This is a genomic window from Streptomyces sp. NPDC048002 (assembly GCF_040653275.1).
Lineage (GTDB): Bacteria > Actinomycetota > Actinomycetes > Streptomycetales > Streptomycetaceae > Streptomyces.
In genome coordinates this window covers 1-11,647 of record NZ_JBEZNL010000002.1, presented here as the reverse complement: position 1 = coordinate 11,647, position 11,647 = coordinate 1, and the positions used below count along the sequence as shown (strand labels likewise).

Sequence of the window (11,647 nt, the reverse complement as noted above, 5' to 3'; positions counted from 1 at the left end):
CCCGGCTCAGTCCTCCCCGTAGCGGGGATCCACGGTCTCCGGAGTGAGGCCGAGCAGTTCCGCCACCTGCTCCACGACCACCTCGTGCACCAGTGCCGCGCGCTCGTCGCGTCCCTTGGTGCGGATCTCGACCGGGCGCCGGTAGACGACCACGCGCGCGGGGCGTCCCTCCCGGGCCGCGATCGAGCCGCCGAGCGGGACGGCCTCGTCGTTCCAGGTCTGTCCCGACCCGCCGGCGGGCGGCACTTCGAGCACCAGGAAGTCGAACTCGGCCAGTTGTGGCCAACGGCGCTCCAGGCGCTCCACGGAGTCCTGCACCAGATCGGCGAACGCCTCGGCCCGGCTCGCGGCCAGCGGCACCTGCGGCGGAGCGATCGGCCCCCGCATGCCCCGGCCGTGACGATCACGACGGCGGGGCCCGGGGCCTGCGGCACGGGGCGGTACGGGGTTGTCCATCACCGGTGAAGCCTAGTCCTCGCCGCGACGGCGCGCCCCGCCCCACACGGCCGCGAGGCCATGATCCGTACCGGTCGAAGCCGATGTCGCCCCATGACCATTCCAGCCAAGGTTGGGCTCGATTCCATATCGCTCAGTGACCGGTGATTCAAGTCAAATGACGTTGTTTGTACCGACTGTTGACTGGACCAGATCCGGCCCGATCGGCTGAAAATCGCTGTTACCGCAGGTCAGGCAGGTGTGCCGGACGGGCTGAGGGAGGTGTTTCGCGGCACGACACGGTGGAGTGACCTGAGGGAGAGTCGTCGCGGCCCGCTCAAGAGTGCGGTACCGTCCAACGTCGTGAGCCCTGTACGTCGCTGTTCGCGCACCGCTTGCGGCCGTCCCGCCGTAGCGACGCTGACGTACGTCTACGCCGACTCGACCGCGGTCCTCGGCCCGCTCGCCACCTACGCCGAACCCCACTGCTACGACCTGTGCGCCGAGCACTCCGAGCGCCTCACCGCACCGCGCGGCTGGGAGGTCGTCCGGCTCCTCGACGGCTCCGCTCCGGCCCGCCCCAGCGGCGACGACCTGGAAGCGCTTGCCAACGCCGTGCGCGAGGCGGCCCGCCCGCAGGAACGTGCCGCGGAGGCCGGCGGCGGGGCCCGTACGGCGGACCCGATGGAGGTCGCCCGCCGAGGTCACCTCAGGGTCCTGCGCTCCCCGGACAACTGACCCGCCTTCGTTCCGCCCGATTCAGGATGCCGCCCCGACGTTACGGCTGCGGGTCCACTCGGTGATCGCTCGTCGCCCGCCCGGCCGGTGAAGGTAGTTTGGGCAGTCCGATGGGACTTTTCAGGAAGGTTGGCCGTGGCTGCTGATCTGTCACAGCTCGTGAAGGCTTACGACGTGCGCGGAGTCGTCCCCGACCAGTGGGACGAGGCGCTCGCCGAGCTGTTCGGGGCCGCCTTCGCCCGGGTGACCGGCGCGGACGCCATCGTGACCGGGCACGACATGCGCCCCTCGTCCCCCGGACTGTCCGCCGCCTTCGCGCGCGGCGCGGCCGCCCAGGGCGTCGACGTCACCGAGATCGGCCTGTGCTCCACCGACCAGCTGTACTACGCCTCCGGCGCCCTCGACCTGCCCGGCGCGATGTTCACCGCCTCGCACAACCCGGCCCAGTACAACGGCATCAAGATGTGCCGCGCCGGAGCCGCCCCGGTCGGCCAGGACACCGGCCTGAGCGAGATCCGCGCCCTGGTGGAGGAGTGGAGCGAGACGGGCGCCCCGCCGGCCGCCGACCGCACCGGCACGGTCACCCGGCGCGAGACGCTGGACGACTACGCCGCCCACCTGCGCTCCCTCGTCGACCTGACCTCCATCCGCCCCCTGAAGGTCGTCGTCGACGCGGGCAACGGCATGGGCGGCCACACCGTGCCCACCGTCCTCGCCGGGCTGCCGCTGGACGTCGTACCCATGTACTTCGAGCTGGACGGCACCTTCCCCAACCACGAGGCCAACCCGCTCGACCCGGCCAACCTCGTCGACCTCCAGCGGCGCGTCCGCGAGGAGTCCGCCGACCTCGGCATCGCCTTCGACGGCGACGCCGACCGCTGCTTCGTCGTGGACGCCCAGGGCGAACCGGTCTCCCCCTCCGCCATCACCGCCCTGGTCGCCTCCCGCGAACTCGCCCGCAACGGCGGCAAGGGCACCGTCATCCACAACCTGATCACCTCCTGGTCGGTCCCCGAGGTGGTCCGGGAACACGGCGGCACCCCGGTGCGCACCCGCGTCGGCCACTCCTTCATCAAGGCCGAGATGGCCAAGTCCGGCGCGATCTTCGGCGGCGAGCACTCCGCGCACTACTACTTCGCCGACTTCTGGAACGCGGACACCGGCATGCTCGCCGCCCTCCACGTCCTCGCCGCCCTCGGCGGGCAGGACGGCCCGCTCTCGGCGCTGGTCGAGCAGTACGACCGCTACGTCGGCTCCGGGGAGATCAACTCCACCGTCGCCGACCAGCAGGCCCGCCTGGCCGCGATCCGCGAGACCTACGGCGGCCGGGACGACGTCACCCTCGACGAGCTCGACGGCCTCACCGTCACCTCCGCCGACTGGTGGTTCAACGTCCGCCCCTCCAACACCGAACCCCTCCTGCGGCTGAACGCGGAGGCCCGGGACGAGGCGACCATGACGAAGATCCGCGACGAGGTCCTGGCACTGATCAGGGTCTGACCGTCCCCGACGGGTGCCCCTCGGCGGCGGCGCCCGTCCCGGCGGCACCCCCCTGCAAACCCCTGCACCCCCCGAGGAACCCGTCCCGGCGGTAACCTGACCAGGCACGTCCGCGACACCGAAACCCCGGAAGGGACCACCCATGCCGCTCGAAGCCGGTCTCCTGGAGATCCTCGCCTGCCCGGCCTGCCGCGCCCCGCTCACCGAGCAGGAGGCCGAGCTGATCTGCACCGGCCAGGACTGCGGCCTGGCGTACCCCGTCCGCGACGGCATCCCGGTCCTCCTCGTCGACGAGGCCCGCCGACCCGCGTAACCCACCCGGCGATCGGAGGCTGCCGACCGTGCTCGACGAATCGCTGCTCGACACCCCCGAGGCCCTCTCGGAGGCCGACCGCCGCGGACTGCTCCGCGGCGCCGCCGAGGCGGGCGCCAGGGTCCGCACCGCCGCCCGGCTCGCCGCCGAGGCGGGCGTGAAGGACCTCAAACCCGACGGCCGCCCCCGAGCCGTCCTCATCGCGGGCCCCGGCGCCGCCGCCACCTGCGCCGCCGACCTCCTCGGCACCCTCGCCGGGGCGGGCAGCCCCGTCACCCGGCTGGCCCCCACCGGCGTGGCCCCCGCCGCCGGCGCCCTGCGCTGGGAGCTGCCCGGCTGGGCCGGCTCCGTCGACCTGCTCCTCATCGCCACCCCGGACGGCACCGAACCGGGCCTGTCCCTCCTCGCCGAGCAGGCCTACCGCCGCGGCTGCACCGTCGTCGCCGTGGCCCCGGCCCGCACCCCGCTCGCCGAGGCACTGGCCGCCGCGCACGGCCTCTTCGTACCGATGGCCACCGCGCCGTACGAGCAGGACACCCCGCTCGCCGCCTCCGCGCCCGGCGTCCTGTGGGCGCTGCTCACCCCGCTGCTCGCGCTGCTCGACCGCGTCGGGCTGCTGACCGCGCCCGCCGAGGCCCTGGAGAAGGCCGCCGACCGCCTCGACCGCGTCGCCGAGCGCTGCGGGCCCGCCCTCGCGACCTACGGCAACCCCGCCAAGACCCTGGCCGCGGAGCTGGCCGACGCCCTCCCGGTGATCTGGACCGAGGGCACCTCGGCCGGTCCGGCCGGCCGCCGGTTCGCCGCCGCCCTCGCCGAACTCTCCGGCCGCCCCGCGGTCGTCGCCGAACTCCCCGAGGCACTCGACGCCCACAGCGCCCTCCTCGCCGGCCCGCTGGCCGCCAGCGCCGACCCCGACGACTTCTTCCGCGACCGCGTGGAGGAGGCACCCGCGCTGCACGCCTGCGTGGTGCTGCTCAGGGACCGCCCCAGCGGCGGGCTCAGTGCCGCACCCGGCGCCCGCGAGCTGGCCCTGAGCCACGACACGCCGATCAGCGAGCTGGAACCGGAGGCCGGCGACGAACTGGAGACGCTCGCCGAGCTGATCGCCATCACGGATTTCGCCGCCGTTTACCTGGCGCTCGCCTCGGGCGCCTGATCTGGCCCGGACGCCCCGACCGACGCACGCGGAGCACCCCCGCGTCGTACGCAGAGAGAACCGCATGGACCGCCTCGACAACACCGTCCGCCCCTACGCCTGGGGTTCCACCACCCTGATCCCGCACCTGCTCGGGACCGAACCGACCGGCGAACCCCAGGCGGAGATGTGGATGGGCGCCCACCCGGGCGCACCCTCGCACACCGGCCGCGGCACGCTCGTCGACCTCGTCGACGCGGACCCGGAGAAGGAACTCGGCAAGGCGGGCGTGGCCAAGTTCGGCCCGCGCCTGCCCTTCCTGCTGAAACTGCTCGCCGCCGGCGCGCCCCTCTCCCTCCAGGTCCACCCCGACCTCACCCAGGCGCGGGAGGGCTACGCCGACGAGGAGCGCCGCGGCGTCCCCCTCGACGCCGCCCACCGCAACTACAAGGACACCAACCACAAGCCCGAACTGATCTGCGCCCTCACCGAGTTCGACGGCCTGTGCGGCTTCCGCGACCCGGTCCGTGCCGCCGACCTGATCGACGGCCTCGGCGTGGACTCCCTCAAGCCCTACGTCGACCTGCTGCACGCCCACCCCGAGGAAGCGGCCCTGCGCGAGGTGCTCACCGCGATCCTCTCCGCGGACCGCGAGGACATGGCCCGCACGGTCACCGAGGCCGCGGCCGCCTGCGACCGCCTGGGCGGCCCCTACACGCCGTACGCCGCACTCGCCCACCACTACCCGGGCGACCCCGGCGTCATCGCCGCGATGCTCCTCAACCACGTCCGGCTCCAGCCCGGCGAGGCACTCTTCCTCGGCGCGGGCATCCCGCACGCCTACATCAGCGGCCTCGGCGTCGAGATCATGGCCAACTCCGACAACGTCCTGCGCTGCGGACTGACCCCCAAGCACGTCGACGTCCCCGAACTCCTGCGCATCGTCCGCTTCGAGGCCGCCGACCCGGGCGTCCTGCGCCCCGAGGCGTCCCCGGACGGCGAGGAGGTCTACGAAACCCCCATCGACGAGTTCCGGCTCTCCCGCTACGTCCTGCCCGAGGACTCCGCCGTACACGACCTCACCCGCGACACCGCACAGATCCTGCTGTGCACCGCGGGCTCGGTGCGCGCGGGCGAACTCACCCTCGCCCCGGGCGAGTCCGTGTTCGTCCCCGCGGGCGAAAAGGCCCAAGTGTCCGGCACCGGCACGGTCTTCCGGGCCACCGTCGTCGCCTGACCCGGGCCGGAGGTCACAAAGCGGTTGCCCCGCCGGGCCCTTGGGGCGGACCGGCGTCCGACCGCCTCACCGGGCTGCAACAATGACCCACCGGCAAAGGCCCGGCAAAGCCCCCGACGGGGCGACCGGCCCCGCGAGGCGTACGTACGAAGGGACAACGCGAACACATGAGCGCGTCAGGCGGCACCAAGGCAATCGTCGCGGCACTCGCCGCCAACCTCGCGATCGCCGTAGCGAAGTTCGTGGCGTTCCTGTTCAGCGGCTCGTCCTCGATGCTCGCCGAGTCGGTCCACTCGCTGGCCGACTCCGGCAACCAGGGCCTGCTGCTCGTCGGCGGCAAGAAGGCCCAGCGCGAGGCGACCCCGCAGCACCCCTTCGGCTACGGCCGCGAACGCTACATCTACGCCTTCCTCGTCTCGATCATCCTCTTCTCCGTCGGCGGCATGTTCGCCCTCTACGAGGGCTACGAGAAGATCAAGCACCCGCACGAGATCGAGCACTGGTACTGGCCGGTGGGCGTCCTCGTCTTCGCGATCATCGCCGAGACCTTCTCCTTCCGGACGGCCATCAAGGAGTCCAACGTCCTGCGCGGCAAGAAGTCCTGGAAGGAGTTCGTCCGGCACGCCAAGGCGCCCGAGCTGCCCGTCGTCCTCCTGGAGGACCTCGGCGCCCTGGTCGGCCTGGTCCTCGCCCTCGGCGGTGTCGGCCTCGCCCTCGCCACCGGCGACGGCGTCTGGGACGGCATCGGCACCCTGTGCATCGGTGTGCTCCTCATCCTGATCGCGGTCGTCCTCGCCGTCGAGACCAAGTCCCTGCTGCTCGGCGAGGCCGCCGGCGTCGAGAACGTCCACCGCATCGAGGCCGCGATCGTCGACGGCGACACCGTCACCCGCATCATCCACATGCGCACGCTGCACCTCGGCCCCGAGGAACTGCTCGTCGCCGCCAAGATCGCCGTCCGGCACGACGAGACGGCCGCCGAGGTCGCCGCCGCCATCGACGCCGCCGAGGCCCGTATCCGCGAGGCGGTCCCGATCGCCCGTGTGATCTACCTGGAGCCCGACGTCTACAGCGAGACCGAGGCCGCCCGCGGCTCCGACCCCGAGGCCAGCCCCGGCGGCCCGGCCCCGGAAGGCGCCGGTCACTGACACCTCGCACGGACCGAAGGGCCCGCCGGAACACTCCGGCGGGCCCTTCGCCGTCCCCACGGCAACCCGCCGAGGGCCCACACCCCGCCCGGAACGGCTTGATCCGCTCCGAGGCGGACTGGGGCGCCCGCGCCGACCGGTGTAGCTTGGGACGGAGCCAGACGTCGCTGCTGATGGCGGTCGGGCGGTCCCGACACGGACCGGCCGAGGGAGAGAGGGCCTCCGACGGACTGCGCTGCGCGCACGCGGGCATGCCTGTGTCCTCTTTCGGCACCCCTGTGTCCGCCGCCGCGCAGAACAGCCCTACCCACCTCGCCCCGATTCCGAGGAGCAGCTCGCAATGACGACTGTCGACAGCCGACAGGACTTCAAGGTCGCCGACCTCTCCCTGGCCGAGTTCGGCCGCAAGGAGATCACCCTCGCCGAGCACGAGATGCCCGGCCTGATGTCGATCCGCAAGGAGTACGCCGAGGCCCAGCCCCTCGCCGGCGCCCGCGTCACCGGCTCCCTGCACATGACCGTGCAGACCGCCGTCCTCATCGAGACCCTCGTCGCCCTCGGCGCCGAGGTCCGCTGGGCCTCCTGCAACATCTTCTCCACCCAGGACCACGCGGCCGCCGCCATCGCCGTCGGCCCGAACGGCACGCCCGACAACCCGCAGGGCGTCCCGGTCTTCGCCTGGAAGGGCGAGACCCTGGAGGAGTACTGGTGGTGCACGGAGCAGGCGCTGACCTGGCCGAACAGCCCCACCGGCGGCCCGAACATGATCCTCGACGACGGCGGTGACGCCACCCTCCTCGTCCACAAGGGCGTCCAGTACGAGAAGGACGGCAAGGTTCCCGCCGTCGACACCGCCGAGAACGACGAGCACCGCGTCATCCTCGAACTCCTGCACCGCACCATCACGGACGGCTCGCAGAAGTGGACCCAGCTGGCCTCCGAGATCCGCGGCGTCACCGAGGAGACCACGACCGGCGTCCACCGCCTGTACGAGATGCAGCGCGACGGCCAGCTGCTGTTCCCGGCGATCAACGTGAACGACGCCGTCACCAAGTCGAAGTTCGACAACAAGTACGGCTGCCGCCACTCCCTGATCGACGGCATCAACCGCGCCACCGACGTCCTGATCGGCGGCAAGACCGCCGTCGTCTGCGGCTACGGCGACGTGGGCAAGGGCTGCGCGGAGTCCCTGCGCGGCCAGGGCGCCCGCGTCATCGTCACCGAGATCGACCCGATCTGCGCCCTCCAGGCGGCGATGGACGGCTACCAGGTCACGACCCTGGACGAGGTCGTCGACAAGGCCGACATCTTCATCACCACGACCGGCAACAAGGACATCATCATGGCCGCCGACATGGCCAAGATGAAGCACCAGGCCATCGTCGGGAACATCGGCCACTTCGACAACGAGATCGACATGGCCGGCCTCGCCAAGGTCCCGGGCATCGTCAAGGACGAGGTCAAGCCGCAGGTCCACACCTGGACCTACCCCGACGGCAAGGTCATCATCGTCCTGTCCGAGGGCCGCCTGCTGAACCTGGGCAACGCCACCGGCCACCCCTCGTTCGTCATGTCCAACTCCTTCGCGGACCAGACCCTGGCCCAGATCGAGCTGTTCACCAAGCAGGCCGAGTACCCCATCGGCGTCTACACGCTGCCCAAGCACCTCGACGAGAAGGTCGCCCGCCTCCACCTCGACTCGCTCGGCGTGAAGCTCACGACCCTCCGCCCGGAGCAGGCCTCGTACATCGGCGTCGAGGTCGACGGCCCGTACAAGTCCGACCACTACCGCTACTGACCCGAACTCCGTGACGGACGCGCCCACCCACGGCGGCGCGTCCGTCCCGCAGCAGGTCCTTCAGGGCAGGCCCCCGCACCCCCGTGTCGGGGGCCTGCCCGTCTGGCGTGCGCGGCCGGAGCACCCCGTCAAGACCCAGGACTCCCATGCCCCGCGGCCGTTATTCGCTCCACGATCCGCACGATCACACCCCCCTCGCGGAAGAGCACTTCCACTGCGCCCCCGGTCCCTCCGGCTGGCGCTACGTCTCCCAGCTGACCGCCCCCACGGGCGATCACAGCGGCTCCGTCGACCTCGCCCTCGACGAACTCGGCCGCCCCATCCGCCTCGAACTGCACGCCGGCGGCTGGCAGGTGCGCGGCGCCGCCCTCGACGGCGTCACCTGGGTCCGCACGGACCCCACCGGCGCCCACGCCACGGAAGGCAATGTGCGCGCGCACGCCTTCACCGGCACGTCCCCCGCGTTCCTGATCGCCACCACCCGTCTGCTGCGCCTCACCCCTTCCGGATCCGCCACCCGCGTACGCCTCGTCGCCTTCACGGACCCGGTGCTCGCCCCACGCACCGTCGACCAGTCCTGGGCCCTGCTGAAGAGAGAAGCACACGCCACTGACAACGGCCCCCTGACCGTGGAGGAATACCAGGTCACCGCCCTGGACACCGGCGAACAGCACGCCGTGCACATCGCGGGCGACGTGGTCCTCGCGGCGCCCGGCATCGAGCTGGAGGACCTCGAAACCCCGCCCTCGACCTTCGCCTGAGCCGGACGGCCCGGATCAGGCGGGCGGAACGAACCCGGTGCCCGGCCGGGTGGAGGAGGAACCCTCCCCGGACTCCGGAACGGGATGCGAGGGAGCGCCCCCGGGGGCCGTGGGCGCGACGAAAGCGGGCCCGGACCGGTCCTCGTACGCGGGACCGGCCGGAGCCGAGGGGACCGCGGCCTGCGCCTGCGCCTGCCCGGCCTGAGGGCTCGCCACCGGCGCCGGCGCGAAGGCCCGACGAGCCTCCCGCGCCTGCCGCTCCTGCAACAAGGCGGCCAGGTACGCCGCGGCCGGCACCCCCTGCGGCACCGGAACACCCGTACGGCCGGCCAGATCGGCCGAGAGCCGCTCCGCCATCGACCACCCCACCTGCGGATCCAGCTGCCGCATCCGCGTCAGGTACTGCCGGACGGCGAGCCACAGCCCATCGGGGACCGCGGAGAGGTCCAGCTCCGAGAACCGACCCGCCAGCCACGGCGGGGGCGGCGGCACAGAACCGTTCCGGGCCATCGGCACCCGCTCCCGCACGACGAGGGTCCCCGCGAAGACGTCCCCGAGCCGCCGCCCCCGCGCCGACACCAGCGACGCGACACACGCGACGACGCCGAAGGTCAGCAGAATCTCGATGACACCGATCGCACCCCGCACCAGCGCGTGCCGGAACCTGATCGGCCCGCCGTCGTCCCGTACCACCCGAAGCCCGCAGGCCAGCTTCCCGAGCGAGCGGCCCTGGCTGAGCGTCTCCACCGCGATGGGAGCACCCACGAGCACCAGGACGAACGTCGCGATCGACACCGCGATCCGAGCCGCCTCGTCCAGCGAAGCCGTGGCCGCGACCAGGGCGATCGTCACGGCGACATAGACGGTCACGGCCACGACGAGATCGAGCAGCACGGCCAGCGCCCTGCTCGGCAGCCTCGCGGGGCTCACCTCCAACGCCACCGCCTCGCCCGTCACCAGCTCACTCACGCCCGCGCCACCCTTCCCCCACCTGCCTCCGGAACCGCCAGTCTGCCAAGCTGAGGGCGCATCGCGCCTCAGTACGACAAGCTGACATCCATCACGAGCGACCCACGACGAGCCGCAGACGAACAGCCGAGGAGCAGGCACACCGATGGACCTCGACGTCTTCGTCACCGCGCACCGCGCCGAGTGGGACCGCCTCGACGCCCTGCTCCGGCGCCGGCGCCGTCTGACCGGTGCGGAGGCGGACGAACTCGTCGCCCTGTACCAGCGCACGGCCACCCACCTCTCCCTGATCCAGACCAGCGCCCCGGACCCCCAGCTCACCGGCCGGCTCAGTCAACTGGTGGCACGCGCGCGGAGCGCGGTGACCGGCACCAGGCGCGCCACCTGGCGCGACGCCACCCGCTTCTTCACCCACGGGTTCCCGGCCGCCGTCTACAGGTCGCGCCACTGGTGGGTGCCCACGGCCCTCCTGTCGACCCTCGTCGCCGCGCTCCTGGGCTGGTGGATCGGCGCCACCCCCGAAGTGCAGTCCGCCATCGCGGCCCCGGACGAACTCCGCGAGCTCACCCGCCCCGGCGGCCAGTACGAGACCTACTACTCCAGCCACCCGGCGGCGTCCTTCGCGGCCCAGGTGTGGACGAACAACGCCCAGGCAGCCGCGCTCTGCCTGGTCCTGGGTGTCTTCCTGGGCCTGCCGGTGCTCTGGATCCTCTTCCAGAACATGCTGAATCTGGGCGTCGGAATCGGCCTGATGTCCTCCGCGGGCCGACTCGACACCTTCCTCGGACTGGTGCTGCCGCACGGCCTGCTCGAACTCACCGCGGTGTTCGTCGCCGCCGGCACGGGCCTGCGTCTCGGCTGGACCGTCATCGACCCGGGCCCCCGAACCCGGCGCACGGCCCTGGCGGAGGAAGGCCGTGCCGCCGTGGGCATGGCGATAGGACTCGCCGCGATCCTCTTCGTCTCGGGCGCCATCGAAGGCTTCGTCACCCCCTCCGGCCTGCCCACCTGGGCCCGCATCGCCATCGGCGTCGCGGCCGAGCTGGCCTTCCTGACCTACGTCTATGTCGTCGGCGGCCGAGCCGCGCGGGCCGGTGAGACAGGAGACGTGGAGGAGGCCGAGCGAGGCGCCACGCTCCCGACGGCGGCTTGATGTGCGAGCACGGCTGATGAGCTGCTAGTCTCCTCTTCGCCCCGGAAAACCCGTTGACACGGATGGATCGGGGAGGTAGATTCGAACAGTTGCCTGGACTGGACCTGATCCGGTCGGCGACCGTGAAAATCCAACCGCTTCTGTAAGCGTCGATCATGTCGACTGCCGAGAAGCACTCCCGATGAAATCGGAAAAGGACAGCCGGTCAGACCGGCTCGAAACTTCTGATAAAGTCGGAACCGCCGGAAAGGGAAACGCGAAAGCGAGAACCTGGAAAGCACCGAGGAAATCGGATCGGAAAGATCTGATAGAGTCGGAAACGCAAGACCGAAGGGAAGCAGCCCGGAGGAAAGCCCGAGAGGGTGAGTACAAAGGAAGCGACCGTTCCTTGAGAACTCAACAGCGTGCCAAAAGTCAACGCCAGATATGTTGATACCCCGTCTCCGGCATCAGCCGGGAC

At 71.7% G+C, this 11,647-nt stretch carries 12 protein-coding genes; 9 read left to right on the top strand and 3 right to left on the bottom strand.

What is annotated here, in order from left to right:
- Positions 1–6: 6 nt before the first annotated feature.
- Positions 7–456 (bottom strand): metallopeptidase family protein, encoded by a 450-nt coding sequence (locus tag AB0E07_RS03075; RefSeq protein WP_362246786.1) that lies wholly within the window; start codon positions 454–456, stop codon positions 7–9.
- Between the two features lie 342 nt (positions 457–798).
- Between AB0E07_RS03075 and AB0E07_RS03070 the strand changes: the two genes are divergently transcribed.
- The 8 genes from AB0E07_RS03070 to AB0E07_RS03035 all read left to right on the top strand — a co-directional run bounded on the left by AB0E07_RS03070 (position 799) and on the right by AB0E07_RS03035 (position 9,065).
- Entirely contained in the window at positions 799–1,173 is a 375-nt protein-coding gene (locus AB0E07_RS03070; RefSeq protein ID WP_037660842.1) for a DUF3499 domain-containing protein, read from the top strand.
- Between the two features lie 135 nt (positions 1,174–1,308).
- On the top strand, positions 1,309–2,673 hold the full coding sequence (locus AB0E07_RS03065; RefSeq protein ID WP_362245809.1) for a phosphomannomutase/phosphoglucomutase: 1,365 nt from the start codon (positions 1,309–1,311) through the stop codon (positions 2,671–2,673).
- Between the two features lie 142 nt (positions 2,674–2,815).
- Complete coding sequence (locus AB0E07_RS03060) at positions 2,816–2,986, top strand: Trm112 family protein (RefSeq protein WP_362245807.1); 171 nt, start codon at positions 2,816–2,818, stop codon at positions 2,984–2,986.
- 28 nt (positions 2,987–3,014) lie between these two features.
- A complete protein-coding gene (locus AB0E07_RS03055) occupies positions 3,015–4,142 on the top strand; it encodes an SIS domain-containing protein (RefSeq protein WP_362245805.1) in 1,128 nt (375 codons plus the stop codon).
- 64 nt (positions 4,143–4,206) lie between these two features.
- Positions 4,207–5,358, top strand: a complete 1,152-nt coding sequence (gene manA, locus AB0E07_RS03050; RefSeq protein WP_362245803.1) for a mannose-6-phosphate isomerase, class I — start codon at positions 4,207–4,209, stop codon at positions 5,356–5,358.
- Between the two features lie 167 nt (positions 5,359–5,525).
- Positions 5,526–6,506: a cation transporter gene (locus tag AB0E07_RS03045; RefSeq protein ID WP_362245801.1), complete on the top strand. Its 981-nt coding sequence runs from the start codon at positions 5,526–5,528 to the stop codon at positions 6,504–6,506.
- A gap of 340 nt (positions 6,507–6,846) precedes the next feature.
- Complete coding sequence (ahcY, locus tag AB0E07_RS03040) at positions 6,847–8,304, top strand: adenosylhomocysteinase (protein WP_362245799.1); 1,458 nt, start codon at positions 6,847–6,849, stop codon at positions 8,302–8,304.
- A gap of 146 nt (positions 8,305–8,450) precedes the next feature.
- Positions 8,451–9,065: a hypothetical protein gene (locus tag AB0E07_RS03035; RefSeq protein WP_362245797.1), complete on the top strand. Its 615-nt coding sequence runs from the start codon at positions 8,451–8,453 to the stop codon at positions 9,063–9,065.
- A 15-nt stretch (positions 9,066–9,080) separates the two neighbouring features.
- Here AB0E07_RS03035 and AB0E07_RS03030 read toward each other — a convergent pair whose 3' ends face one another.
- Positions 9,081–10,034 carry an RDD family protein gene (locus tag AB0E07_RS03030; protein WP_362245795.1) on the bottom strand — a complete coding sequence of 318 codons (954 nt, stop codon included), beginning with the start codon at positions 10,032–10,034 and terminating at the stop codon, positions 9,081–9,083.
- A gap of 145 nt (positions 10,035–10,179) precedes the next feature.
- On the opposite strand from AB0E07_RS03030, the gene AB0E07_RS03025 reads away from it, so the two are divergent.
- Positions 10,180–11,187 (top strand): stage II sporulation protein M, encoded by a 1,008-nt coding sequence (locus AB0E07_RS03025; protein WP_362245793.1) that lies wholly within the window; start codon positions 10,180–10,182, stop codon positions 11,185–11,187.
- Positions 11,188–11,392: 205 nt separating this feature from the next.
- Here AB0E07_RS03025 and AB0E07_RS03020 read toward each other — a convergent pair.
- Positions 11,393–11,647, bottom strand: a 255-nt coding sequence (locus AB0E07_RS03020; RefSeq protein WP_362245791.1) for a hypothetical protein, incomplete at its 5' end; no start/stop codon positions are given.

Coding starts and splice junctions, on each gene's coding strand:
- AB0E07_RS03075 (WP_362246786.1), bottom strand. CDS start 456: ATGGACAACCCCGTACCGCCCCGTGCCGCAGGCCCCGGGCCCCGCCGT.
- ahcY (WP_362245799.1), top strand. CDS start 6,847: ATGACGACTGTCGACAGCCGACAGGACTTCAAGGTCGCCGACCTCTCC.
- AB0E07_RS03060 (WP_362245807.1), top strand. CDS start 2,816: ATGCCGCTCGAAGCCGGTCTCCTGGAGATCCTCGCCTGCCCGGCCTGC.
- AB0E07_RS03035 (WP_362245797.1), top strand. CDS start 8,451: ATGCCCCGCGGCCGTTATTCGCTCCACGATCCGCACGATCACACCCCC.
- manA (WP_362245803.1), top strand. CDS start 4,207: ATGGACCGCCTCGACAACACCGTCCGCCCCTACGCCTGGGGTTCCACC.
- AB0E07_RS03025 (WP_362245793.1), top strand. CDS start 10,180: ATGGACCTCGACGTCTTCGTCACCGCGCACCGCGCCGAGTGGGACCGC.
- AB0E07_RS03045 (WP_362245801.1), top strand. CDS start 5,526: ATGAGCGCGTCAGGCGGCACCAAGGCAATCGTCGCGGCACTCGCCGCC.